19 protein-coding genes and 1 tRNA gene are annotated in these 24,889 nt (G+C 44.6%); 18 read left to right on the plus strand and 2 right to left on the minus strand.

Translation table 11 applies throughout. The features are described 5' to 3' along the window. The first annotated feature begins 9 nt into the window (after positions 1-9). On the plus strand, positions 10-411 hold the full coding sequence (gene msrB, locus ACP7FG_RS01625) for a peptide-methionine (R)-S-oxide reductase MsrB (RefSeq protein WP_439225320.1): 402 nt from the start codon (positions 10-12) through the stop codon (positions 409-411). Here msrB and ACP7FG_RS01630 read toward each other — a convergent pair. Continuing rightward, complete coding sequence (locus ACP7FG_RS01630; RefSeq protein WP_244994771.1) at positions 393-1,199, minus strand: DUF2989 domain-containing protein; 807 nt, start codon at positions 1,197-1,199, stop codon at positions 393-395. The two genes, msrB and ACP7FG_RS01630, sit on opposite strands and share 19 nt — an antisense overlap. 140 nt (positions 1,200-1,339) lie before the next feature. On the opposite strand from ACP7FG_RS01630, the gene ACP7FG_RS01635 reads away from it, so the two are divergent. The 16 genes from ACP7FG_RS01635 to ACP7FG_RS01710 all read left to right on the plus strand — a co-directional run bounded on the left by ACP7FG_RS01635 (position 1,340) and on the right by ACP7FG_RS01710 (position 22,404). Further along, a complete protein-coding gene (locus ACP7FG_RS01635) occupies positions 1,340-2,785 on the plus strand; it encodes a glyceraldehyde-3-phosphate dehydrogenase (protein ID WP_054487791.1) in 1,446 nt (481 codons plus the stop codon). A gap of 66 nt (positions 2,786-2,851) precedes the next feature. Further along, on the plus strand, positions 2,852-3,979 hold the full coding sequence (locus ACP7FG_RS01640; protein WP_439225321.1) for a M14 family metallopeptidase: 1,128 nt from the start codon (positions 2,852-2,854) through the stop codon (positions 3,977-3,979). Positions 3,980-4,024: 45 nt separating this feature from the next. Then, entirely contained in the window at positions 4,025-5,701 is a 1,677-nt protein-coding gene (locus ACP7FG_RS01645) for an alanine/glycine:cation symporter family protein (RefSeq protein WP_439225322.1), read from the plus strand. Between the two features lie 128 nt (positions 5,702-5,829). Then, positions 5,830-6,159: a hypothetical protein gene (locus ACP7FG_RS01650; RefSeq protein ID WP_054487785.1), complete on the plus strand. Its 330-nt coding sequence runs from the start codon at positions 5,830-5,832 to the stop codon at positions 6,157-6,159. Between the two features lie 5 nt (positions 6,160-6,164). Then, complete coding sequence (locus tag ACP7FG_RS01655) at positions 6,165-6,464, plus strand: YeaC family protein (RefSeq protein ID WP_199494822.1); 300 nt, start codon at positions 6,165-6,167, stop codon at positions 6,462-6,464. After that, a complete protein-coding gene (locus ACP7FG_RS01660) occupies positions 6,461-6,934 on the plus strand; it encodes a GAF domain-containing protein (protein WP_439225323.1) in 474 nt (157 codons plus the stop codon). The genes ACP7FG_RS01655 and ACP7FG_RS01660 overlap by 4 nt, the downstream gene beginning before the upstream one ends. Position 6,935: 1 nt before the next feature. Continuing rightward, a complete protein-coding gene (locus ACP7FG_RS01665) occupies positions 6,936-7,226 on the plus strand; it encodes a hypothetical protein (RefSeq protein WP_054487779.1) in 291 nt (96 codons plus the stop codon). Further along, complete coding sequence (gene proQ / locus ACP7FG_RS01670; RefSeq protein ID WP_054487776.1) at positions 7,219-7,845, plus strand: RNA chaperone ProQ; 627 nt, start codon at positions 7,219-7,221, stop codon at positions 7,843-7,845. The genes ACP7FG_RS01665 and proQ overlap by 8 nt, the downstream gene beginning before the upstream one ends. A 9-nt stretch (positions 7,846-7,854) precedes the next feature. Then, positions 7,855-9,912 carry a carboxy terminal-processing peptidase gene (gene prc, locus ACP7FG_RS01675; protein ID WP_199494820.1) on the plus strand — a complete coding sequence of 686 codons (2,058 nt, stop codon included), beginning with the start codon at positions 7,855-7,857 and terminating at the stop codon, positions 9,910-9,912. 111 nt (positions 9,913-10,023) lie between these two features. Continuing rightward, complete coding sequence (locus ACP7FG_RS01680; protein ID WP_054487772.1) at positions 10,024-11,409, plus strand: sodium-dependent transporter; 1,386 nt, start codon at positions 10,024-10,026, stop codon at positions 11,407-11,409. Positions 11,410-11,421: 12 nt separating this feature from the next. Next, positions 11,422-12,876 carry a Na+/H+ antiporter NhaC gene (gene nhaC, locus ACP7FG_RS01685; RefSeq protein ID WP_222235358.1) on the plus strand — a complete coding sequence of 485 codons (1,455 nt, stop codon included), beginning with the start codon at positions 11,422-11,424 and terminating at the stop codon, positions 12,874-12,876. An 18-nt stretch (positions 12,877-12,894) separates the two neighbouring features. Further along, positions 12,895-15,486 (plus strand): aminopeptidase N, encoded by a 2,592-nt coding sequence (gene pepN, locus ACP7FG_RS01690; protein WP_439225324.1) that lies wholly within the window; start codon positions 12,895-12,897, stop codon positions 15,484-15,486. 23 nt (positions 15,487-15,509) lie between these two features. Next, positions 15,510-15,737, plus strand: coding sequence for a DUF2835 domain-containing protein (locus ACP7FG_RS01695; RefSeq protein WP_054487765.1), 228 nt, complete (start codon positions 15,510-15,512; stop codon positions 15,735-15,737). Positions 15,738-15,933: 196 nt separating this feature from the next. Beyond that, entirely contained in the window at positions 15,934-20,781 is a 4,848-nt protein-coding gene (locus ACP7FG_RS01700) for an NAD-glutamate dehydrogenase (RefSeq protein WP_439225325.1), read from the plus strand. Beyond that, positions 20,781-21,785 (plus strand): quinone-dependent dihydroorotate dehydrogenase, encoded by a 1,005-nt coding sequence (pyrD, locus tag ACP7FG_RS01705; protein ID WP_439225326.1) that lies wholly within the window; start codon positions 20,781-20,783, stop codon positions 21,783-21,785. The genes ACP7FG_RS01700 and pyrD overlap by 1 nt, the downstream gene beginning before the upstream one ends. A gap of 64 nt (positions 21,786-21,849) precedes the next feature. Then, complete coding sequence (locus ACP7FG_RS01710; protein ID WP_439225327.1) at positions 21,850-22,404, plus strand: cell division protein ZapC domain-containing protein; 555 nt, start codon at positions 21,850-21,852, stop codon at positions 22,402-22,404. A gap of 88 nt (positions 22,405-22,492) precedes the next feature. On the opposite strand, the gene ACP7FG_RS01715 is transcribed toward ACP7FG_RS01710, so the two are convergent. Continuing rightward, positions 22,493-22,569 (minus strand) — tRNA-Met (locus ACP7FG_RS01715). 202 nt (positions 22,570-22,771) lie between these two features. On the opposite strand from ACP7FG_RS01715, the gene rlmKL reads away from it, so the two are divergent. Next, positions 22,772-24,886: a bifunctional 23S rRNA (guanine(2069)-N(7))-methyltransferase RlmK/23S rRNA (guanine(2445)-N(2))-methyltransferase RlmL gene (rlmKL, locus tag ACP7FG_RS01720; protein WP_439225328.1), complete on the plus strand. Its 2,115-nt coding sequence runs from the start codon at positions 22,772-22,774 to the stop codon at positions 24,884-24,886. Positions 24,887-24,889: the final 3 nt, after the last annotated feature.

A 24,889-nucleotide genomic window follows, 5' to 3' on the forward strand; every position in this document is an offset into this window, starting at 1 on the left:
TAGTCCTTTATGAGTGAGCATAACTGGGAAGATAAAAGCGAGCATGAGTGGCGTGAATTGCTAGGTGATGAAGCCTATTATGTCTTAAGGGAAAAAGGCACGGAAAGGCCTTTTTCAGGTAAGTACCTCAGTTGTGATAAAGAGGGCATATACCGGTGCGCGGGCTGTGGGCAAAAACTTTTCGACGCGAACCACCAATTCGATGCACACTGCGGTTGGCCAAGCTTCGATAAGGCAATACAAGGTTCAGTTGACTACGTAAAAGATGCAAGCCATGGGATGATAAGGACGGAAATACTCTGCAGTCGCTGTGGTGGTCATCTGGGCCATGTGTTTGATGACGGGCCCACCGAGACCGGGCAGCGTTATTGTGTTAACTCGCTAGCTATGCGTCACGAAGACGATGAGTAATAACCGCGAAAGTTTCCTTCTTCGATTTTCTCAACTATGTCTTCGGCTTGTTCGTCCCACTGTTCGTATTGTTCTTCGCTGGCATTAACAATGTTCTTCATACTGTTTTTCTCCAGGTTGTCCTGACCAAGCTGCCAGGCAACCTGAGACCATATATAGGCTTGAGACCCATTACCTTCTTTGAGGTACATGGAGACTAAGGTTGACGGTATTTCAGGGTTAATACGATCACCGGGTTTATATAACCGTAATGCATTGTAGAGAAGCTCGAATGTTTTTTGCGAGTCCTGCTTTGCATAATAGGTGGCCAGGGCGAGCTTCAGTTCAGGCGTCTCCATTTGCGGAGTCCCTTCTAAGGACAGCAGTTTTTGTAAAGCCTGGTCGTTTCCCCGGTTTGACCAATGCCAATATAACCAAAGCGGGTGGTCGGAACCGGCCGTTTTATCGGCTAACTTTTTAATGTTTTTTTGCGAGTTGATATAGGCTTCAATACGGTTTGACTGTTTTTGCTTGAGCTTTTTGTGCTCAATAGTTGAAGCTAATTCCATACATTGGGCGTACTCTTGCAGGTCACGCATTAAAAAGTATTGGTTTTCACTGGTATCTTTCTGGTGTCGCTCGTAACGACTGAATATAAGCTGCCTGCGCTCAGAGTTACACCAGTTATCGTCATTTAAGTCACTGCACATTGCGGGGTTGGACTGGCAAATTTCACGTACAGTTGGTTTTCCTTCAACACAACCGACGAGGGCAACGACAGCACTTGTAATGGCGATTCTTTTTAACATAGGCTTCAACATTTAATTAGTGAAATACGATTGTTTCTTAAAATTGGCTTCATGCCAAGCTTTTCAGTACAATATCGCGGTTTTTAAAGCGTAGCATTTTAATTAGCTCACTGACATTAGCATAGAGGACAGGGCTCACTATGAACTCTAACCAGCAAGATCCAACCTTATCAAGTTGGCAGGAACGCCAGGAATTCGCCGAGCAAATGCAACCGTTGCTTGGTAAGTTGTACCGCAACTTCGGTGTCGAAATTTTAGTTTACGGACGTTCATTATTGAATGTATCAACTATCAATATCATTAAGGCACATCGTCTTATTCTTCGTCACGAAGGGCAGAAAGTTCGCTTACGTGAAAGCTTTCCTTTCCTGCAGGCTATGGCAGAACTGAAGCTGTCACCAGCCCGAGTTGATTTGGGTAAACTTGCCTATGGTTATTTGTTTGGTGGCAAAGGCGATAACTTGTCGGTTACTGAGTATGTTCAGCGTGAATTAGCGGACATCATCGACTCGGAAGATAACATTGAGCCGCGCGATGTCGTTCTATATGGTTTTGGCCGTATCGGTCGTTTGCTGGCGCGTTTACTTATTGAGCGTAACGGTGCAAACAATAAAATGCGTTTGCGTGCAATTGTTGTTCGTGGTGGCCGTGACGGAGATTTAGAGAAACGGGCAAGTTTATTACGTCGCGACTCTATCCATGGTCTGTTTAACGGTTCAATCACCGTTGATCACGAAAACCAGAGCATAAAAGCCAACGGTACTAATATTAAAGTTATTTACTCTGATGGACCAGATCAAGTTGACTACACCCAATACGGTATTGATAACGCAATCGTTATCGATAACACAGGTATTTGGAAGGATGAAGCCGGGTTAGGTCTGCACCTTAAGTCAAAAGGTGTGAATAAAGTTCTTCTGACTGCACCATCAAAAGGTGACATTAAGAATATCGTATTCGGTGTTAACGACAATATGATTGAAGACAGCGATAGCATCGTTTCAGCTGCAAGTTGTACAACGAATGCGATTACACCTGTTCTTAAAGCCTTGAATGATGAGTATGGTATTCGTAACGGTCACGTTGAAACTGTGCATTCGTATACAAACGATCAAAACTTGATTGATAACTATCATAAAGCCGACCGTCGCGGTCGCTCTGCGCCATTAAACATGGTTATTACTTCTACAGGTGCTGCTAAGGCCGTTGCAAAAGCACTTCCTGAAATGGAAGGAAAGCTGACAGGAAACGCTATTCGTGTGCCGACACCGAACGTTTCAATGGCTATCATGAATTTGAACTTTGAAAAATCGACTAACCGTGATGAGTTAAATGATTATCTGCGTCAGGTAGCGTTGCATTCAGAGTTGGTTAATCAGATAGACTATACCGCCTCAACTGAAATTGTTTCGTCGGACTTAGTGGGCTCGCGTCATGCCGGCGTTGTCGACTCTCAGGCGACCATCGTAGAGGATGACAGGGCTGTACTGTATGTTTGGTATGACAACGAATTTGGTTACAGTTGCCAGGTTGTACGTGTAGCAGAAGCTATGGCTGGGCTAAAAGTACCTAATTTACCTAAATAATTGAAAAAGCGCCTTAAAGGCGCTTTTTTTCTAGTATTTTTTATTTAACAAAGCAAAGGGTGACGTATGCATATCACTGCAAACTTTGACAGTGGCAATATTCAGGTTATCAGCGCAAATAATGCAGATGATATCCGTCTGGCAATCAGAAAAGATCACCAATCCGATTTTTACCAATGGTTCCATTTTAAGCTGTTTGCTGAGGCCGGCGAAGAGCATGTAATGACAATAGAGAACGCATCTGGGTCAGCTTATCCTGACGGTTGGAAAGGTTATCAGGCGTTAGCTTCTTATGATCGTGAAACCTGGTTCCGGGTGCCGACTGAATATAATGGTAAAGAGCTGGTTATTCGTCATACACCGGAACAAGAAAGTGTTTATTACGCTTACTTTATTCCTTATTCGTATGAGCGTCATCAGGATCTTATCCAATCTGCTCAACAGTCTATCGATTGCTACCATGAGCTACTGGGTGAAACCATTGACGGGCGTGAGTTGAACTTGCTAGTAATTGGCGAGCCGGATGAGAGTAAAAATACCATTTGGGTAACCGCTCGTCAGCATCCGGGTGAGTCAATGGCCGAATGGTTTATGGAAGGCTTTATTACTCGCTTATTGGACGACGAAGACGGCGTAGCTCGCAAATTGCTTGATGAAAACGTATTTTATGTCGTGCCGAATATGAACCCGGACGGCAGCGTTCGTGGCCATCTGAGAACCAACGCCGTAGGTACTAACCTGAACCGTGAATGGGCTGAGCCGAGTCTGGAAAAAAGTCCGGAAGTTTTCTACGTGCTAAAACGCATGCAGGAAACGGGCGTTGACATGTTCCTTGATGTTCACGGTGACGAAGACTTACCTTATAACTTCGTAGCAGGTTGTGAAGGCATTCCATCTTACGATGATCGCCATAAAGAGCTGGAAGATACCTTTAAAGCAGCGTTCTTGGCAGCAACACCTGAATTCCAGACGGAATATGGCTACGAACGAGATGAGCCGGGTAAAGCTAACATGACGGTTGCTAATTCGGCAGTTGGCGAGCGCTTCAAGTGTTTGTCTTACACGCTTGAAATGCCGTTTAAAGATAATGCGAATTTACCAGACGAAGATTTCGGTTGGTCTGTCGCCCGTTGTCAGCGTTTAGGGGAAGATGTTTTAACGGCAATGTTGGCAGTCTCACCTAAATTACGTTAAAACTAGAGTTGTATCACAAAATAATAACAACAAAGGGGGTCTTCCTTGGAAGTGCTCAACAATTTTTTGCTTTGGATTGATGGGTTCTTAGGTTCTGCAGCCTATTTCCCATTTATTTTGCTCGGTGTCGGTTTATTTTTCACCTTATATCTTGGCTTTCCTCAAGTGCGCTATTTTCGGCATGCCTGGAGAGTACTAGCGGGCAAGTTTGATAAAAAAGACTCGCAAGGTGATACCAGCCACTTTGAAGCGTTATCTACCGCTTTATCCGGTACCGTCGGTACCGGTAATATCGGCGGCGTCGCACTAGCCATTTTTTTAGGTGGTCCGGCGGCTATTTTCTGGATGTGGATGACCGCATTCCTTGGTATGACCACGAAATTTGTCGAAGTTACTCTGTCGCATAAATATCGTGTTAAAACCGAAGACGGAACGATGGCAGGCGGTCCAATGTATTACATGGATCGTCGTCTAAATATGAAATGGCTGGCTGTAATTTTTGCCATTGCAACAATCATCAGTTCGTTTGGCACCGGGAATATGCCGCAAATTAATAATATCGCCCAGTCGATGGAACAGACCTTTGAGATTGATCCGATCTGGACTGGCGCCATTTTATCGATTTTGCTGGCGATGGTTATTATTGGCGGTATTAAACGAATCGCGGCGGTTACCTCGAAAATCGTACCGATAATGGGGATTCTTTATGTTATCGGTTCTTTGAGCGTTATTTTCTTCAATATCGATAACATTGGTGAGTCGTTTGTTTCTATCTTTCGTGATGCCTTCACTGGTTCAGCTGCGGCTGGCGGGTTCCTTGGTGCAAGCTTTGCTTATGCCTTTAACCGTGGTGTAAACGGTGGTTTATTCTCGAACGAAGCCGGTCAGGGTTCTGCTCCTATTGCACACGCATCGGCAAAAGCGAAAGACCCTGTAGCTGAAGGTTTGGTTTCGATTCTTGAGCCGTTCCTGGATACCATTTTAATTTGTACTTTAACCGGTTTGGTTATTTTATCTTCGGGTGTTTGGACTGAGAAGTTTGAGAACAATTTTGCCCGAAGTGATCTGGATTTTGTTGTCGGTGAATACAACGACGTTGACAGCGAAGACAGACAAGAACTGTACAAGTACTTAAATGGTATTAGCGATACTGAAATAAAACGTTACTCGGGCACTTTACAAGTTGTAGATGGCCAGGCTCAGACGAATGGTGAAATCACGATTTTACACGCGCGTTCTGTTGCTGAAGATGTACGTTTTGTTATCGCAGGAGAAGATGCTTACAACGGTCAGGTTAGAATTGAAAATGGTAATCTGATCAAAGAGGATATTCAGGTTGTTGGTAAGTCATTAGTGCACTCAGCGGCTCTTACCTCACTGGCTTTTGCAAACGGTTACTTTGGTGATTACGGTCAGTATATTATCCCAATTACCTTGTTAATGTTTGCATTTTCAACTGCCATTGCCTGGTCTTATTATGGTGACAGGGCGGTTGTCTACCTGGTTGGGCAGAAAGGGGTGATGCCTTATCGCATACTGTATGTGGCAGGCTTCTTCTGGGCGTCTTTTGCCGATACAACGTTGGTTTGGACAGCCTCTGCCGTTGCCATTGTCTTAATGACATTACCCAACTTACTGGGCATGATTTTACTTCACCGCGAAATGAAATCGACCGTTAAGTCTTACTGGAAAGACTTTGGTGATGCCGATAAGAAGAAGTGATTTATGGCAATAAACTGAAGCTAAGCGGCCAACGAAAAGTTGGCCGTTTTACTTTTATTCCCGGGTAACGCTTGAAATTAAGAGCAAAAGCCTTATATTGCAAGGACTGCATAAGAGATAGGTTGTATATGGCGTTAACACAATGTCCTTCGTGTAATAAACGAATTTCAAGCAAAGTAAAAGAATGTCCGCATTGTCAGTTTGTGCTGGCCGGTCAGTCAAAGGAAGATATGGAACGTGAGTGGCTAAGACTTAAACAAGAAAAGTCTGACAAGCTGGTGTCTCGTTCAATGCTCGCCTTACTTATTGCTATCGCTGCTTTTACTTATTTGTTCATGCAACAGCCTATGCCTAACACCTGGCAGTATGGTATCGCTGTTGGGGCGATGGTTGGTGGAGTCGTCTGGTTTTTAATCAACCGTGTGCAACTTCTCTTCTTAAAAAAGAAAAAGCGGTAACCCCTATGCAATTCGACGATTTAATTAAAAGTATGAACCAGGAGGTCTATGAACGCCTGGTACAAGCTGTTGAAACGGGGAAATGGCCTGACGGCAACCGTTTATCTGACGAGCAACGTGAAAACTCCATTCAATTAGTTATGGCTTATCAGGCGCGCTATGCAAGCTCTGATGAGGCCTTTACTATTGGTGCTAATGGAGAGATGGTGACAAAAACAAAACGCGAGCTTAAAGAGCAGTTTAAAGACACTCCCGAAGAATCAATCGCGCGTTTTAAACTCGATGGACAAGAAGGCGGACTATGAGCTCTCAGCTGTATTCAGATTTGTTAGCCCAAAGCAGGGCATTAACAGAGGCCGAGCCCGATTTAATTGCAAACCTCGCGAATATTTCTGCGCTACTTTACGAACATATTGATGACGTTAACTGGTTAGGTTTTTATTTAACCCGCTCAGACGATGAATTAGTGCTTGGCCCTTTTCAGGGGCGAGTTGCCTGTGTCCGAATACCTTTTGGCAAAGGCGTTTGCGGAGTAGCGGCACAGTCACAAGAGTGCCAGAGAGTCGAAGATGTTCATCAGTTTGCCGGACATATTGCGTGCGACTCAGCATCAAACAGTGAAGTGGTGGCACCTGTTGTTGTAAACGGCAAAACGGTTGCGGTACTGGATATCGATAGCCCATCAATTGGCCGTTTTAGCGAAGAAGATGAAAAAGGTATTAAAGCGATTGTTGAATATTGCCAGTCATTAGATTGGTCAGGGTTGCAGCGCTGATATGTTTGTTGAATTCGATATTCATAGCTATTTGGTGACGAAGCAGGACGTTGTTTTTTTCGAAGAGCAGGAAGAAGAAGCCGCTGACCGAATCAATGAAATGCTTCATCACATTAATGCATTACGAGAGGATGACGATACAACAGAGCAGCTTGAAGAAATGGTTCGTCGTACGCTGTACGACTGGATCGAAGAGCCTGCCTTATTAGATTTGTCATTTGATGAAATGGACGACTATGTTCGAAACTTAATGAAAGTTGTCCGCGAACAGGAAGAAGAATGGAATGAGTGAACCTGAAAAGCTGACGAAGAGCAAAGATGTTATTGCCTACTTAACTGAGCAATTTCCTGAGTGTTTTAGTATTAAAGGCGATGCTAAGCCATTAAAAATTGGTATTTTTGAAGACTTAGCAAAACGTCTGGAAAATGATGACAAAGTGAGTAAAACGCGATTAAGAACAGCGTTACGTCATTATACGAACAGTTGGCGTTACCTTCACAGTATTAAAGCTGGTAGTCAGCGCGTGGATCTTGATGGTAAGTCAGTTGAAGCGGTTACTGAAGAGCATCAGCAACACGCTCAGGAGACATTAAAAGAGTCAAAGGCGAAAGTTGCCGAAAAGAATAAGGCTTCTGCTAAGGCTAATGCAAAGAAGGCGCCGGCTAAGAAGAAAGCGGAAGGTGCAGGTAAACCTAAGTCTAAGCCCACCAAAAAAGCTAACAAACCTGAAGTTAAATTGGCCGATGTGGAACTCAATAACCTTTCCGTTGGTCAACAGGTACAGGTAAAAGCAGGGAATACCCCAATGTCAGCAACAATTTTGGAACTGGACAAAGATGATGTTCAGGTTCAGTTGCAAAACGGGTTAACCATGAAAGTTAAAGCAGACAAGATTTTTCTGCGCGCGTAGGAGTAGTCGATGAAACACTGGGCTGTAAAAAAATGTGCATTGGCACTGATGTGTGTTGTTCCTGCCGCGGTTGCAATACCGCCAGAGCACAAAGTCAGTGAGTTACCAGAATTAGAGCAAGAAGCTCAACACGATACAGCCAGTGAGCGTATTACCTCTTATTTTACCCGCTATCATTTCAGTAGTCTGACGCTTGATAATGAACTGTCTGAAAAGATTCATGAACGCTATTTCGAGCTGCTTGATTACAGCAAGATGTTTTTGCTTAAAGAAGATGTAGAAGCGGCAGATGAATATCGCCATTTATTCGATGACATGCTGAAGCGTGGTGAGTTGGATGTCGCTTTCGATATCTATCAGAAAAGCCTGGAACGCCGTTTCCAGCGTTATGAGTATGCCTTGTCTTTGCTTGATGAAGAGGAGCCTATGGACTTCTCAGCAAAAGATGACAAGTACTACTACGACCGGGAAGACGCAGAATGGGCATCGTCTCTGGAAGAGCTCAATGAACTTTGGCAAAGCCGGGTTAAATACGACGCTCTTAACTTGAAGCTTGCCGGTAAAGAATGGCCGGAAATTGTTGAAACCTTAGGCAAGCGTTATAACAGCGCATTAAACCGATTGACCAAATCTAAAAGTGAAGACGTTTTTCAAACCTTGATGAATGCATTTGCTCGCTCGGTTGAGGCGCATACCAGTTATTTATCTCCTTCTAATTCAGAACGTTTTCAGCAGAATATGAACCTTGAACTTGAAGGTATCGGTGCCGTTTTGCAGTCAGAATATGATTACACCGTAATCCGCAGCCTGGTTCCGGGTGGTCCGGCGGACAAAACTGGAGAGCTCTCACCTGAAGATAAGATTATCGCTGTTGGCCAGGGTAAAGGTGAAGATGAAGAAGACTTCGTTGATATTATTGGCATGCGGTTGGATGACGTTGTTGAACTCATTAAAGGGCCAAAAGGAACCACGGTTCGCTTACAGGTCTTAAAGGCTAGCCAGGGCGCTGGCGGTACGCCAAGCGAAGTTGAGATTGTCCGTGACAAAGTTAAGCTGGAAGATCGCGCGGCCAAAGCTGAAGTAAAAGAATTTGAAGAAGGCCCTTATAAAGGCCGACGCTTGGGAGTTATTGAAATCCCGGGGTTCTACAATAATTTAACTGCTGATGTTAAAAAGCTAATAGAAGACTTAGAAAGCAAAGATGTCGAAGGCCTTATCGTAGATTTACGTGGTAACGGCGGCGGAGCGTTAACCGAGGCTATTAGCTTAAGTGGTTTATTCATTGATAAGGGGCCCGTTGTACAGGTGAGCGATGGGCGTGGCCGAATTGACGTCAGTGAAGATAAAGACGGAAAGACATATTATGAAGGACCATTGTTCGTTATGGTCGACCGTTACAGTGCATCAGCCTCTGAAATTTTTGCTGCAGCTATGCAAGATTATGAACGGGCACTTATTATTGGTGAAAACACCTTTGGGAAGGGCACTGTACAGCAGCATCGCGGTCTGGCTCGTCGCTTTGACTTTTACGATAATCCGTTAGGAAGCGTACAGTATACGATTGCGAAGTTTTATCGTATTGACGGTGGTAGCACCCAACTGAAAGGTGTTCAGCCTGACGTTGTTTTCCCTTCTTTTGTTGAAGCTTCTGAGTGGGGTGAAAGTAAAGAAGACAATGCTTTGCCTTGGGATAAAATTGATAAAGCGACATATAGCACAGTTGGCAACATCAATAGTGCAGAGGTAAAAGAGTTGCAACAACAACTGAATCAACGAATAGAGGATGATCCTGAATTCTCTTATGTGTTTGAGGAAATTGAACGATTCAGAAAGGAACGTGATAAAACCTGGGTTAGCCTGGTTTTAGCTGAGCGTGAAGAGAAACAGGAAAAGCAGAAAGCAATACAGCTAGAACGCGTTAATGAACGTTTAAAGCGTGCGGGTAAAAAGCCTGTTGAAGATATCGAAGAAGCGCCGGAAGACTTTGTTGAGGTTGATCCTTACCTTGACCAGGCCGCTCTGGTTGCATTCGATTTTATTGATGATAAGCAACTTGCTTCGAATTAAGAGTGTAATTTTTAAAGTACCGCCTTTACGGCGGTATTTTTTTGTGAACTTGTCATAGACCCTGTTTTTGTGGTCATATAGCGCGTTAATAAACACAAACGATTAATAATAATGACAACAAATAATCAAGCTATCTCGAGCCGGTGGTCAAGCCGGCTAAGTTTTATATTGGCTTCTTCTGCCGCTGCTGTTGGCTTAGGTAACATTTGGAAGTTTCCTTATGTAATGGGCGAAAACGGGGGCGGTGCTTTTGTCCTTGTTTATCTGCTTTGTATTTTGGCTATTGGCATACCCATTATGATGGCTGAGGTCATTATAGGACGGCGTGGGCGCCACTCTCCAGGGTATGCCGCAAAATCAGTTGCGTTAGAATCCGGTAAGCACTCTGCCTGGCAATCGGCCGGATGGCTGGGCATGCTCACTGGCTACTTAGTTTTAAGCTTCTATGCCGTGATCGCAGGCTGGGCATTAGCTTACGTATTCAAAGCAGGACAAGGTGCATTTACTCAGGCTTCAGCTGAAGAGATAGGAAAAACCTTTGAGGGGTTATTAGCATCTCCTGGTGAGCTAATGCTTTGGCACAGCCTGGTGATCATAGCCACAGTTTTGGTTGTTGGTAATGGTGTAAAAAATGGCCTTGAAAGGTCGGTTAGATTATTACTGCCCTGCATGATTGTTCTATTGGTGGTCATTGCGGTCTACTCCGGCAGTATTGGCGATTTCTCTGCTGCAATAGGCTTTATGTTTGAGCCTGACTTTAGCAAGCTCAGTGTTAATGGTGTCATGATAGCACTCGGCCATTCATTCTTTACTTTAGGCCTGGCCTCTGGCGTTGTCATTATGTATGGTGCCTACCTTCCCCGTGAAACCTCAATTGTGCAAACCAGCCTCTGGATTGCTGTCATAGACACTTTTGTAGCATTGCTTGCCGGCCTGGCCATATTTCCGCTGGTTTTTGGTTATGGTTTAACCCCAAGTGAAGGCCCGGGGCTTATTTTCACAACCCTGCCTTTAGCCTTTAGTGAGATGCCGGCGGGTGGTTTTGTCGGAACGGTATTTTTTATCATGCTGGTTATTGCTGCATTTACATCGGCCATAGCAATGATTGAGTCGTCGGTGGCTTTTGTTGCTGAAAAATTTTCTTTAAGTCGCTGGCCGGCAACAATCGTATCGGCCGGAGTATTGTGGCTTCTTGGGCAATTAACGATTCATTCCTTTGCCGGGTCTGAATGGGCGCAGTTAAGCGGTGAATGGTTTGGTAAGCCAATTAATTCACTCTTTGATATCATAGATGTTTTAACATCGAGCTTGTTACTACCACTAGGCGGTTTACTGTTGGCGGTATTAGCAGGTTGGGTGATGCGTTCTGAGTTCACAAAAGACGAACTGGATACCAAAAAAGGCATTTTCGATGTCTGGTTACTTTGTGTTAAATACATTTCTCCAGTCGCCATCATTATTATTTTTTTACAGCTGATTGGCTTTATAAAACTTTAGGTTGAATAATTAATGAGTCATAAAACAAAAGCACCCAGTTTATTACAAGCGCTGATCCCTTTATTTGCGCTAATTGCCATGTTGTCTTCGTCGGTTTATTTGTTTGGCGAAGACTCTTCTTATGGACCGAACCAGATAGCATTGTTAGTTGCTGCAGGCATTGCCGTTATTATCGGTTTCCGAAATGGTTTTAGCTGGCAGCAAATTGAAGAGGGTATTACCGAGGGTATTTCCGTTGCTCTGGGTGCGATGCTTATCATTCTTGCGGTTGGCTCATTGATTGGCACCTGGCTCTTATCGGGTACCGTCCCTACACTCATTTATTTTGGCCTTGAGCTATTAAATCCAAGTTTATTCTATGCAGCTAGCTGTGTTATCTGTGGCGTTGTTGCCTTGTCTATCGGTAGTTCCTGGACTACCGCCGCGACTATTGGTGTGGCTTTAATGGGCGTAGCATCCGGAATGGGGTTAGAGCCTGGTATCGCGGCGGGCGCTATTGTTTCAGGTGCTTATTTTGGCGATAAAATGTCACCATTATCTGATACCACAAACCTGGCCCCTGCCGTTTCGGGTACTGAGCTGTTCGCGCACATCCGTTACATGGGCTACACCGCAGGGCCTGCGTTTGTTATTTCCGTTGTGCTGTTTTTAATTCTTGGCCTTAATGCCGATACCAACGTGAGTTTACAGCGGCTTGAGCTAATGCAAGAGCAGTTGCAGGGCACCTTTAATATCGGTTGGCCGATGCTAGTGCCATTAGCTGTATTGCTTTATTTGGCTGCGACCCGAAAGCCAGCCTTACCTACGGTATTTTTTGGCGCATTACTGGGCGGTGTCTGGGCGCTTATTTTTCAGCCTGAAATGATCAGTTTTATTGCCGGAGAAGAAGGTTGGGTACCTGCTATTAAAGTTGTTTGGTTAGCATTATCAGACGGTGTAGAGGTTAGCACCGGTAGTGCCAATTTAGATTCCCTGCTAAGTGGCGGTGGAATGGTGTCAATGCTGAATACGGTTTGGCTTATCTTAAGTGCTATGACATTCGGCGCTATCATGGAAAAGGTCGGCCTGTTAGAACGCTTTATCCGCGGCATGCTGAAGTCGGCTAAAAGTGTTGGCTCGCTAATTACAGGCACCATTTTTACTTGCTTTGGGGCAAACGTGTTAACGGCTGATCAGTATATGGCCATTGTATTGCCTGGGCGTATGTTTAAAGAAGAGTATGAACGCCGCAATCTTGATCCTCGAGTTCTGTCCCGAACACTGGAAGACAGCGGTACGATCACCTCGGCTCTTATCCCATGGAACACCTGTGGTGCTTATATGTTCTCAGTACTTGCGGTGAGCCCGTTTGAATATGGTATTTATGCGTTCTTTAACTATCTGACACCGCTTATTGCCATTGTATTTGCTTACACGGGTTGGACGATATTGTATCTAAACCCTAAAGAAGAGACAGCTAAAGCTTAATCAATACAGAAGGAAGCTATGACACAATTACCAAAGGCTAAATATCGTAAAGATTATCAAGAACCTGAATTCACAATAACGGATGTCGATTTAACGTTTGATCTTCATCCGACTGAAACTCGGGTAAAGAGCGTCTTAAAAGTTGTACGACAAGGCGAACATGAAAAGCCTTTGGTACTTGATGGAGAACAGTTAACTCTGCTGAGTATCAAAGTTGATGGGGAAAAGGTTTCGGAAGACTTATACCAGCATGATGAGCATAGTCTGACCCTCAAAACGCCTCTCAACTCTTTTACTTTAGAAATTGAGAACCGTGTTAATCCGACGGCTAATGAAGCTCTCGAAGGTTTATACCTGGCAGAAAATACGTTCTGCACACAGTGTGAAGCGGAAGGTTTTCGGAGAATAACCTTCTACCTTGACCGCCCGGATGTTTTAGCTAAATTCACCACGACTGTTATTGCCGATAAGAGTGACTTTCCGTACTTGCTATCAAATGGTAACCGGATCAAACATCTTGAGCTTGAAAACGGTAAGCATTTGGCCACCTGGCAAGACCCTTTTCCTAAGCCTTGTTACTTGTTTGCTCTGGTTGCCGGCGACTTTGATATCTTACGTGATGAGTTTACTACCCGGGAAGGGCGAACTGTTGATTTAGAACTCTTTGTCGATAAAGGTAATCTTGATCGCGCTGATCATGCCATGCTGTCGCTTAAAAATGCGATGAAGTGGGATGAAGAGCGTTTTGACCTGGTTTACGATCTTGATATCTACATGGTCGTCGCTGTGGACTTCTTCAATATGGGGGCGATGGAAAACAAAGGTCTGAATGTTTTTAACGCAAAGTATGTATTAGCGAATCCAAAAACCGCAACCGATCAGGACTTTCTCAATGTTGAGTCGGTTATAGGCCACGAGTATTTTCACAACTGGACCGGCAACCGAGTCACTTGTCGTGACTGGTTTCAACTGAGCTTAAAAGAAGGCTTAACTGTGTTTCGTGATCAAGAATTCAGTTCAGATTTAGGCTCTCGCGCAGTTAACCGAATTCAGGATGTTCGGGTTATTCGTAGCCACCAGTTTGCTGAAGATTCAGGTCCAATGGCGCACCCAATTAGACCGGATAAAGTGGTTCAAATGAACAACTTCTACACGGTAACGGTCTATAATAAGGGTGCTGAAGTTATTCGTATGATCCACACTCTGCTTGGCGAAGCAGGTTTCCAAAAAGGCATGAAGCTTTATTTTGAGCGTCACGACGGCAACGCAGTTACCTGCGAAGACTTTGTCAAAGCCATGGAAGATGCTAACGGTAAAGATTTCACCACTTTCCGTAACTGGTACTCGCAGGCTGGCACACCGGTTGTGACCGTTGAGGAAGTTTACGACGAAAACGAAAAACGTCTTACGTTGGTATTAAAACAGTCAACAGCTTCAACTCCCGGCCAAGAGGAAAAGGCCCCGTTCCATATTCCCGTTAAATGGTCCGCCTATAGCGAACAGGGTCAACGTTTGTCATTAAGCGATGATGACGTTTTGCATTTGAAAGATGCCGAAGCAACTTTTGCTTTTGACAATGTTGCAGAGAAACCGATTTTGTCCTTATTTGACAACTTTTCGGCCCCGGTAAAAGTAAAACGATCGTTAACCGATGGCGAGCTTAGAGTATTGCTTGCTCATAGCGAAGACGATTTCAGCCGCTGGGATGCTGCCCAGTCTCTGTTTACGCGTATTGTGGAAAAGGGCATTGCTACTAAAAGCAGCGCCGAACTGTCCGAACAAACCATTCAGGCGTGCCGGAACTTACTTCAGGCGAATACGGATCCGGCTTTAAAAGCTCTCGCCTTAACTCTGCCAACGGCATCAACTATCGCTGATGGTTATAAAACCATTCCGGTTGAAGCCATTAATGCTCAGTTGAAGTCGCTAAAACTGCAGTTGGCCGAAGCCTTAGAGGATGACTTCAAAGAGCTTCTGGATGTTTGTGTCTCTGAAAAAGCTTACCAGTTAAATGGCGAGGACATTGCTAAGCGTCAATTGAAGCAGGTTTGCTTAAGTTACTTAGCTGAACTTGGTGACAAAACTTCTAATCGCTTAAAGCAACAATTTAACCAGGCTGATAATTTGACCGACCAGCTTGGCGCTTTACAGGCGGCTGTCTGGGCGAATAACGCCGTTGCGGAACCTTTGTTAAATCAGTTTGAAGAACAGTGGCGTGGTGAAAAACTGGTTATGGATAAATGGTTCAGCACCCAGGCACTTGCTAACAATGAAAAAACGGTTGAACGAGTTAAAAGTTTAATGAGGCATCCCGACTTTTCACTGAAAAATCCTAACCGTATATATTCTTTATTAGCAGCATTTACGCAAAACCAGCCGCAATTTCATAGAGATGATGGAGCAGGGTACGAGTTAATTGGCTCAGTCATTCAGCAATTAAATACCAGCAACCCTCAGGTTGCTTCGCGTTTGCTTTCCGCTTTTGTTAGCTGGCGACGTTATGACAGTAGCCGGCAGCAACTTATGCGTAAAGAGCTTGAGACATTACGAGAACTGCCAAACTTGGCGAGTGATTTGTTTGAAAAGATAGAAAGTTGTCTAAGTGAATAATTATCTAAAGGTATAACGCGACGGTGATCATTGAATATGTTTTTAACCTGGGAATGAGCTATCAAGAGTTCTGCGATGTTTATTACAGTAAAGGTTATCAACAAGTCGTTGTTACAACGGTTAACGGCACGCGGGTTGCACTTCCCGCGGGTCGTTTAATTCCTTTTATTGACACCCAGGGAATACACGGACGCTTCCTTTTACAGGTTGACGAGCAACAAAAGTTTGTAGGTTTAAAGCGACTGACCTAGAGTCCATTCAGTTAAACTAAATACTTATATTAGTTTCCCCGTCATATCTGGTCTAAACACCTGTTTTTAGCGCGAATAAGCGTTGAAACCCCAGCGTAAATGTTCGACAATAACATCAATCATATATTCTCTGGCCGTGGGCCGCATTTGGGCTTGCCTACGACGTTTCACCAACAACCTCAAGGACTCTGTAATTATGTCGTTGGTCGATAGTCAATCTCCGGTTTTACTGGAAAAAGTCGTTGAATTGATAAATAAGAAAGTTCCTTCCTCTCAGGCGCACTTAGTAGCAGATTTTGCCAAGCGCCTATATCGTAATATTGCCAGTGATGACTTAACTAACCGCCACGACAGCGATATGTATGGTGCGGTTTTAGGCTTGTGGCACAGTTTTAATGAATATAAGTCCGGTGATAAAGCGCTGATTAAAGTTTACAACCCTGAAGTTCCAACCGATGGCTGGGAGTCACCGCATACCATTATTGAAATCATTCAGAGTGACATGCCTTTTATGGTCGACTCCGTGCGGATGGCGTTGGCTAGGCTAGGGATCACCTCTCATTTGTTGTTGCATATGCCTTTAAGCCATAAACGCGACAATAATGGCCAGGTTACAGAGCTGCAAAAGCCGGGCACCCGTAGCAATGACAACTATGTAGATACGGTATTTTTGATTGAAATCGACCGTCAGACAAGCCAGAAAGAAATTAAGACTTTAAAAAGTGAACTGGTTTCTGTCATGGAAGAGATCAGTCTTGCGGTGCAAGATTGGCAGTCGATGCGCAGCCGTCTGCAGGTTGTTTCGGAACAATTGAGTAATGATTATTATCCAGGCTCAAAAAAAGAGAAAAAAGAAATTCAGCGTTTTTTACAGTGGCTGGCAAACGATAATTTCACGTTAACAGGTTATCGCTCGTATGAATTAACCCCGGTAAAAGGGGACTACGAACTTAAACAAGTAAAAGATTCCAGCCTGGGTCTGATGAAAAATTCCGTCAGCGACAAAGGCCGTATGGTTTCAAGTTTACCGGAAGATGCCCGCGAAATTACCCAAAATGATCGTTTGTTGTTGTTAACAAAAACGAACTCTAAATCGCGGGTGCATCGCCCGGCATATTCTGACTATATCGGTGTTAAGCGATTTAACGAGAAAGGCGAAGTGGTAGGTGAGGATCGTTTCATCGGTCTTTATTCAGCAAACTTCTACAATAACAGCGCGCGTGATATTCCGCTTGTCAGCGAAAAAATCTCTCGTGTGTTAGAGATGTCAGGCTTTGCTCCACAGTCCCACGCCGCAAAAGCTTTATTGAACATTTTAGAAACGTATCCGCGAGATGAAATCGTTCAGGCTGAAGAAGATGACTTGCTGACTGTTGGCCTGGGCGTCTTACAAATGCAAGAGCGTGACATGACCCGCGCTTTTCTGCGTCGTGATATCTTCGGTCGCTTTATGTCCTGCATGGTTTACGTACCAAAAGAGCGTTATAACACGCTGTTACGCCAGAGAACTCAAAGCGTTTTAGCCCGTACATTAAAAACTGAATATGACGTGGACTTTACCACTTACTTCTCCGAGTCTTCATTAGCGAGAACACATTACACTGTGCGTTTGAGCCAAGATCATCAGGATGTGAACGTGAAAGAATTAGAACAGAATTTAATTGAAGCGGCCCGCACATGGGAAGATAATTTCGAACGTATTTTGCAGTCGACATTTGGGGAAGCAAATGCAACGCGTTTAAACAAACGTTACGCCACAGCGTTCCCACGAGCTTATAAAGAAGACGTACTTCCCTCAGTTGCTATATCAGACATTAAGCAGCTTGAGTCGCTAAATGATGAACATAAGTTGGGTATGGTTTTATACCGTGCGCAGGAAGAAAAAGACGACAGCAAACATTTACACCTGAAATTGTTCCATAAAGATGAACCGATTCATCTGTCAGATGTTTTGCCGATGTTAGAAAACTTTGGTTTGCGCGTCATTGGTGAGAGTCCGTACCAGATAAAAACTGCCGACGGCGATGTGTACTGGGTGCTGGATTTTCATATGTTGCATACCGCAGGTTCACTGAACCTGGAAGAAAGTCGTGAAACTTTCCAGGAAGCGTTTGCACTCGTCTGGAATGGTAAATTAGAAGATGATGGATTCAACCGTCTGGTGCTAGGTGCCGGCATGAATGGTCGCCAGGCAACTATTTTGCGCATGTTCGCCAAATATATGCGCCAAATTGGAACGACATTCAGTCAGAGTTACATAGAGAGCACATTCAGTAAGTATCCGCTGTTGGCCAAGCTGGTTGTGAAAATGTTCTACAGCAAGTTTGAGCCGGGAACAAAAGGCGCAGAGAAGAAAATCGAAGCGCTTCATACTCGTATCAATACTGAACTGGATAACGTAGCAAACCTTGATGACGATCGTATTATTCGTCGCTATGTTGAGCTCATTGATGCCGCGTTACGCACTAACTTCTTCCAGCAGGATGAACAAGGTAACGATAAACCCTATATTTCGGTTAAGTTCTTACCTGAACTTGTTCCGGAAATGCCATTGCCGTTGCCTAAGTTCGAAATCTTTGTTTACTCTCCGAGAGTGGAAGGTGTGCACCTTCGTGGTGGAAAAGTAGCGCGTGGTGGTTTGCGTTGGTCTGACCGTCGGGAAGACTTCCGTACTGAAGTGCTTGGATTGGTTAAAGCGCAGCAGGTTAAAAACACAGTTATCGTTCCTGTTGGTGCTAAAGGTGGCTTTATTTGCAAAGCGTTACCAGAAGACCGTGAAGGTATGATGACCGAAGGCAAAGAGTGCTATAAAACCTTTATCCGTGCTTTGCTGGATATCACAGATAACATTGTTGAAGGTGAGATTGTTCCACCTAAAGATGTGGTTCGTCACGACGAAGATGACTCTTATTTAGTGGTTGCTGCTGATAAAGGTACCGCTACTTTCTCTGACATTGCTAACGGCATTTCTGCTGAGTACAACTTTTGGCTCGGTGATGCTTTCGCATCAGGCGGTTCCGTTGGCTATGACCACAAGAAAATGGGTATCACCGCTCGCGGCGCCTGGGAGTCTGTAAAACGTCACTTCCGGGAAATGGGTATCGATTGTCAAACAACCGACTTTACCTGCGTCGCTGTCGGCGATATGGGCGGGGATGTTTTCGGTAACGGTATGCTGCTGTCCAAACACACTCGCTTGCAGGCGGCATTTAACCATTTACACATTTTCATCGACCCTGAACCGAATGCGGCGAAGTCATGGGAAGAACGGGATCGCTTGTTTAAAATGCCTCGTTCAAGCTGGGACGACTACAATCGCGACTTAATTTCAAAAGGTGGTGGCATATTCTCAAGAAGCGCGAAAGCTATTGAGCTAACGCCTGAAATTAAGAAGATGCTGGGCACCCAGAAGAAGTCCATGACGCCTAACGAATTAATAAAAGCCTGCTTAACAATGGAAGTCGATCTTATCTGGAACGGCGGCATTGGCACCTATGTTAAAGGTAAGGCCGAAACGGACAGTGATGTTGGCGACCGTGCTAACGACGCATTACGCGTAAATGGCCGGGATCTAAACGCTAAAATTATTGGAGAAGGCGGTAATTTAGGCTTTACTCAGTTAGGACGTATTGAATTTGCCCAGAAGGGCGGTCGAGTCAATACGGACTTCGTCGACAACGTTGGTGGTGTCGACTGTTCGGATAACGAAGTTAATATCAAAATATTGCTAAACGGTTTGGTCAATAATGGCGACCTTACTAAGAAGCAACGCGATAAGCTGCTTTATGATATGACCGACGACGTTGCAAAGATTGTGCTTGATGACTGTAACAGACAAACACAATCTATCTCTGTAACGGCATTGCGCGGTACCGATCAGGTTAAAGAATACCAGCGCTTCATTCATCATCTCGAGCGGGAACATGCATTAAACCGTCAGCTTGAGTTTTTACCCGATGATGACGAACTGGTCGAACGTCAGGCTGCTAACCAAGGCCTGACACGCCCAGAATTGGCCACTATAACGGCTTATGGGAAGATGGTTCTGAAAGAGCAACTGATTACGGATGAAATTACTGAAGATCCGTATCACATGCGCGAGTTATTTGATTCTTTCCCGGAAGCATTGCGTGAAAGCTTTGCGGATAGCATGACATCACATCCGCTAAAAGGTCAGATTATTGCTACTAAGTTGGCTAATAATATCGTTAACGATATGGGACCGAACTTCGTATTCCGTAAGCAAGAAGCTACCGGCGCATCGTATGCGGAAATTGCATCAGCTTATGTGGTTGCGCGTGAATGTTTTAAAGTTGAAGAACTTTGGGAACAAATTGAAGCTTTGAATAACAAAGTTCCGGCTGAAGTTCAGAATGATGTTTTATTCCAGCTTCGCCGTATGGTGCGCCGGGCAACGCGTTGGTTCTTGCGCCATCGTAACCCGGCATTGAGTGGCGTGCAGGAACACCTGGACTTCTATATGGGCGCCTTCGATGACTTGCGCAAAAATAGCCTTAAGTACATGGTGGAAGAGGAAGCGAATGTCATTGAGCAAAGTATTGAGAAGTATAAAGAACATGGCTTCCCGGCTAACCTTGCTAAGCAGGTTGCCAGCCTGAGCACGGTGTTCTCTGCTATGGACTTAGCGGAAGTGGCTAATGAAACAGGCCAATCGTTTAAGACTGTCGGCACATTGTATTTCCGTTTGGGCGCAGAGATAAACCTGCACTGGTTCTTAACTCAAATTAATAATCAACCTGTTGCAAATCACTGGCAGGCACTGGCACGAGCTGCGTTCCGGGAAGAGCTGGATTGGCAGCAACGTTCTTTGACTCAGGTTGTGCTGCGTTCCACACCGGATGTTAGCGATCCTGAGAAAATGATCAGTGAGTGGATAGAGCAAAATGAAGTCTTGCTTTCCCGTTGGCAGCAGATGTTATCGGATTTCCGTACAACGAAGAGCCATGAGTTTGCTAAGTTCTCGGTTGCTCTGAGAGAGCTGATGCTGTTAAGCCACAACTGTGCACCGAAAGTTGTCAGTTAATGTATAAGCTGATTCGACCATGGTTGTTTAAACAAGATCCCGAGAAAACGCACGAGCTTACGCTCGGGATCTTAAGTAAATGGCATCGTACTCCGTTGTCTTTGCTTTGGAAGCAAAACTTACCAAGTAAACCTGTCCGGGTTATGGGAATAGACTTTCCTAACCCGGTAGGCTTAGCGGCGGGGCTTGATAAAAATGCTGAGTGTATCGATGCGTTTGCACAAATGGGCTTTGGATTTATTGAAGTTGGTACAGTTACGCCTTTAGCACAGCCAGGAAATGATAAACCGCGTTTATTTCGACTGGTAGAAGATGAAGCAATTATCAACCGCATGGGGTTCAACAACCACGGTGTGGATGTATTGCTCGAAAACGTAAAGGCCTCATCTTATAAAGGTGTGCTGGGTATCAATATCGGTAAGAATAAAAACACCCCGGAAGAGCGAGCCCTTGATGATTATCTTGCGTGCCTGGAAAAGGTTTACCCTTACGCCGGTTACGTGACAATTAATATTTCATCACCCAATACACCTGGTTTAAGAGACCTTCAACATGGCTCAAGTCTTGATGCTTTGCTTTCCGGGCTTAAGGAGTCACAACTTGAACTGGCGAATAAGTATAATCGCTACGTTCCGTTGGTTGTGAAAATAGCCCCGGATCTTGAAGAAAGCGAAGTTGAAGTCATGGCTCAATCTTTACTGCGAAATAAAATGGATGGTGTGATTGCCACAAACACGACGCTTTCGCGAGATGGTTTGCGTGATGATAAAGCTAAAGAAGCAGGGGGGCTAAGTGGTAAGCCATTACAAAATAAAAGTACTCGGATTATAGAGCTCTTATGTAAAACTTTGCAAAGACAGATACCAGTAATTGGTGTTGGGGGCATAGATTCACCCGAGGCCGCGCAGGCCAAATTCAGGGCTGGAGCTAGCCTGGTGCAAATTTACACAGGGTTTATCTATCAGGGGCCGGGGCTTATTCGCTCAATTGTTAACCGCTTGTAATAGCCGGGCGAGTTTAGTATCTTATCGCAAGGCTTAAATTCTTCTAATTATAAAGGCTAACACTGTGGAATCGGAATCCCATTGGCTATGGTTGTTCAATGCAGAAACTGGCAAGCTCAGCATTAAGCTGAACGAAGACAGCGTCTTTGAAACACCTTACAAACCGAGTCAATTAGTCAATATCCACTTTAGTGAAAAACTAATGGATATTGAGGATGCGACAACCTTCCAAAAGGTTAGTGAGGTTTTAGAGTCTTATCCTTCAGATAAAATCCCCTGTACCCCATGTAGTGCGGCACTCAATGCAACTGCATGGAGCCGTTTTGGTCGTCCCCAAATGCCCCAAAGCTGGCATTTCCAAAAGTCCGACATTAATGAATGGCCGGCAGAGCGTACCTTATGCGAATTAAACTCAGGCTTTGATCAAGGGTTATTTCTAATTCTTGATGCAGATGATGAATTTGCAACCTGCTTATTACTAAGTGATGGAATGCAGCTTTCGGCAATTAAGTCTTTGAAACAGTTTTACGTTATAAAAGTCACATTAAATCGACTTTTACCTGCGACAGTCGACTTGGCAATGTCAGCTCAATCTAACTGGAGCCAACAACTGGCTTAGTAAGTTTATTTATTAATTTTTTCAGGGAAGTACAGAAAGTACAGATGTGTTCTGGGGAATTAATATGAAGACATTTCTGTCCGGACGTTGGTTGCGGGGGCAGGATTTGAACCTACGACCTTCGGGTTATGAGCCCGACGAGCTACCAGACTGCTCCACCCCGCGTCCGATTGAGAGCGCATAGTATAGCCATAATTCGTGCTGCGCAAGCTTTATTTAAGCCAACCGCATAGTATTTATACAAATAAGACTTAACTGCTGTTTTATTAGTCATTCTCTCTGTAATTCCCTTATTTCAGCTGGAATTACAGACAGCCACTGAGCTCTCCGTTATAATTGTCCCCTTAATTTTTTAGGCGAAGTTTCTATGTATCGTTTTTTTATTGCGTGCTCCAAAGGTCTTGAAGGGCTTTTGTTTGATGAGTTGCAAGAGTTCAATTTAAGTCATGTTAAGCAAACCCTTGCGGGTTGTTATATCGAGGCTGATTTGCAGCAGGCTTATACCGTGGCTATGTGGTCCAGGTTAGCAAGCCGTATGCTATTACAACTGGGTGAAAAGGAAATTTCCAGCCTGGATGAGATTAAACTGGCATTGACTCAATTCTCGTGGAGCAAGGTTTTCGATGCGAACAGAACTTTCGTGGTTGATTTTTCCGGCGGTAATGACGACATTCGCCATACCCAGTTTGGCGCACAGTTAGTTAAAGACTGCATTGTCGACAACTTTCGCAATAACGGGTTTGAACGCCCCAGTATTGATAAGCAGGATCCGGACATTCGTATTGCGGTACGAGTGCATAAAGACAAGCTAACCTGGTCTTTAGACTTTACCGGCGACGGTATGCACAAAAGGGGATACCGCCTGCAGCAGGGCGAAGCGCCGTTGCGGGAAACCTTAGCTGCGGCCATATTAGTTCGTGCAGGCATCAAAAATGAATTAGAAAAAGATGAACCTGTTATTTTTGACCCGTTTTGTGGTTCAGGCACCTTAGTAATAGAAGCAGCCATGATGGCTATGGATCACGCACCAGGCTTGAGCCGCGCGCATTGGGGCTTTTTGTATTGGCATGAGCATTCGCCGCAATTATGGCATGACGTACTCGAGCAGGCAGAACAGCGCTTTAAAGAAGGGAAGAAGAGCTTTAAAGGCCAGCTAAAAGGCTCTGACAACAACCCACACCTGGTCGCTAAAGCTAAAGATAACGCCAAGCGGGTGTTATTACATGAAGTGATAGAGTTTGAAGTTGCAGATGCGACAAACTGCGAAGCACCGGCGGAAAGTGGCCTGTTAGTCTGTAATCCTCCTTACGGGGAACGTCTGGGTGAGGCCGTTGAAACCTTACTCTTGTACCGACGTTTTGGTCGTCAATTAAAAGACACTTTCCATAATTGGCATATAGCCGTACTGGCAGGAGACGAACAGTTACTTAAACGCCTTAAATTGCGCAGTCATAAGAAATACCCGCTGTTAAACGGCGCAATCCCGGTTAATCTGGCGCTTTACGACTTAACTAAAGAGCAACCTGACTTCGCAGAGAGTCAAGCTGATGACTTGATTAATAGGGTTAAGAAAAATTACGCCAAATTAAGCAAGTGGGCAGACAAGGAAGGACTGGATTGCTGGCGTGTTTATGACGCGGACATTCCTGAGTACAACGCCGCTATCGATATCTATCAGGATTACGTGGTTGTGCAGGAATATGCAGCTCCAAAGGATATTCCGGAAGGCGTTGCCAATGACCGTTTGTGGTTCATGCTCGAGTCTTTGAGTTCAGCCTTGCCGGTGTCAGAAGATAAAATCATTTTGAAACGCCGCCAACGGCAAAGCGGTAAGCAACAATACGAAAAACAATCGCAGGACAGCACGGTGTTAACGGTTAATGAATACGGCGCCAAGTTTGAGGTGAATTTAACTGATTATCTTGATACCGGCTTATTTATGGACCACAGACTGGTGCGTAAAGAGCTACTGGATAAATGCGAAGAATTGGATGTGCTGAATTTATTTGCCTATACCTGCACCGCCTCTGTTCAGGCCGCCAGAGCCGGAGCCGCACGAGTCGTTTCCGTTGATATGTCGAAAACTTATCTGAAGTGGGGCGAGCGTAACTTTGCTCTAAACCGTTTAAGAGGTGATTATCAGTTTATCCAGGCTGACTGCTTTAGCTGGATGCGGGAACAACGTGGCAAACAACTGTTTGACGTTATTTTCCTTGATCCGCCCACCTTTAGTAACTCAAAACGGATGAGCGGAACCTTAGACATACAGCGTGACCACGTCGGTTTGATAAAAACCGCCACGGGAATGTTGAAAGAGGATGGCGTGATTCTATTCTCTAACAATAGAAAGAAATTCCGCATCGACACCGAAGGCCTGGATAAAGCCGGTCTTGAAGTAAATGATCAGACCCAGGCCTCAATACCCGAGGACTTCAAACGCCATAAAGGTATTCATCATTATTATATTATTTCACGGGCTTAATTA

Origin of the sequence: Idiomarina sp. ST10R2A5 (assembly GCF_051842325.1) — a bacterium.
Classification (GTDB): domain Bacteria; phylum Pseudomonadota; class Gammaproteobacteria; order Enterobacterales; family Alteromonadaceae; genus Idiomarina; species Idiomarina abyssalis.

Excerpts from the sequence above, each read along its gene's own strand:
- msrB (WP_439225320.1), top strand. The coding sequence starts at position 10 with ATGAGTGAGCATAACTGGGAAGATAAAAGCGAGCATGAGTGGCGTGAA.
- ACP7FG_RS01630 (WP_244994771.1), bottom strand. The coding sequence starts at position 1,199 with ATGTTAAAAAGAATCGCCATTACAAGTGCTGTCGTTGCCCTCGTCGGT.
- ACP7FG_RS01635 (WP_054487791.1), top strand. The coding sequence starts at position 1,340 with ATGAACTCTAACCAGCAAGATCCAACCTTATCAAGTTGGCAGGAACGC.
- ACP7FG_RS01640 (WP_439225321.1), top strand. The coding sequence starts at position 2,852 with ATGCATATCACTGCAAACTTTGACAGTGGCAATATTCAGGTTATCAGC.
- ACP7FG_RS01650 (WP_054487785.1), top strand. The coding sequence starts at position 5,830 with ATGGCGTTAACACAATGTCCTTCGTGTAATAAACGAATTTCAAGCAAA.
- ACP7FG_RS01655 (WP_199494822.1), top strand. The coding sequence starts at position 6,165 with ATGCAATTCGACGATTTAATTAAAAGTATGAACCAGGAGGTCTATGAA.
- ACP7FG_RS01660 (WP_439225323.1), top strand. The coding sequence starts at position 6,461 with ATGAGCTCTCAGCTGTATTCAGATTTGTTAGCCCAAAGCAGGGCATTA.
- ACP7FG_RS01665 (WP_054487779.1), top strand. The coding sequence starts at position 6,936 with ATGTTTGTTGAATTCGATATTCATAGCTATTTGGTGACGAAGCAGGAC.
- proQ (WP_054487776.1), top strand. The coding sequence starts at position 7,219 with ATGAGTGAACCTGAAAAGCTGACGAAGAGCAAAGATGTTATTGCCTAC.
- prc (WP_199494820.1), top strand. The coding sequence starts at position 7,855 with ATGAAACACTGGGCTGTAAAAAAATGTGCATTGGCACTGATGTGTGTT.
- ACP7FG_RS01680 (WP_054487772.1), top strand. The coding sequence starts at position 10,024 with ATGACAACAAATAATCAAGCTATCTCGAGCCGGTGGTCAAGCCGGCTA.
- nhaC (WP_222235358.1), top strand. The coding sequence starts at position 11,422 with ATGAGTCATAAAACAAAAGCACCCAGTTTATTACAAGCGCTGATCCCT.
- pepN (WP_439225324.1), top strand. The coding sequence starts at position 12,895 with ATGACACAATTACCAAAGGCTAAATATCGTAAAGATTATCAAGAACCT.
- ACP7FG_RS01700 (WP_439225325.1), top strand. The coding sequence starts at position 15,934 with ATGTCGTTGGTCGATAGTCAATCTCCGGTTTTACTGGAAAAAGTCGTT.
- pyrD (WP_439225326.1), top strand. The coding sequence starts at position 20,781 with ATGTATAAGCTGATTCGACCATGGTTGTTTAAACAAGATCCCGAGAAA.
- rlmKL (WP_439225328.1), top strand. The coding sequence starts at position 22,772 with ATGTATCGTTTTTTTATTGCGTGCTCCAAAGGTCTTGAAGGGCTTTTG.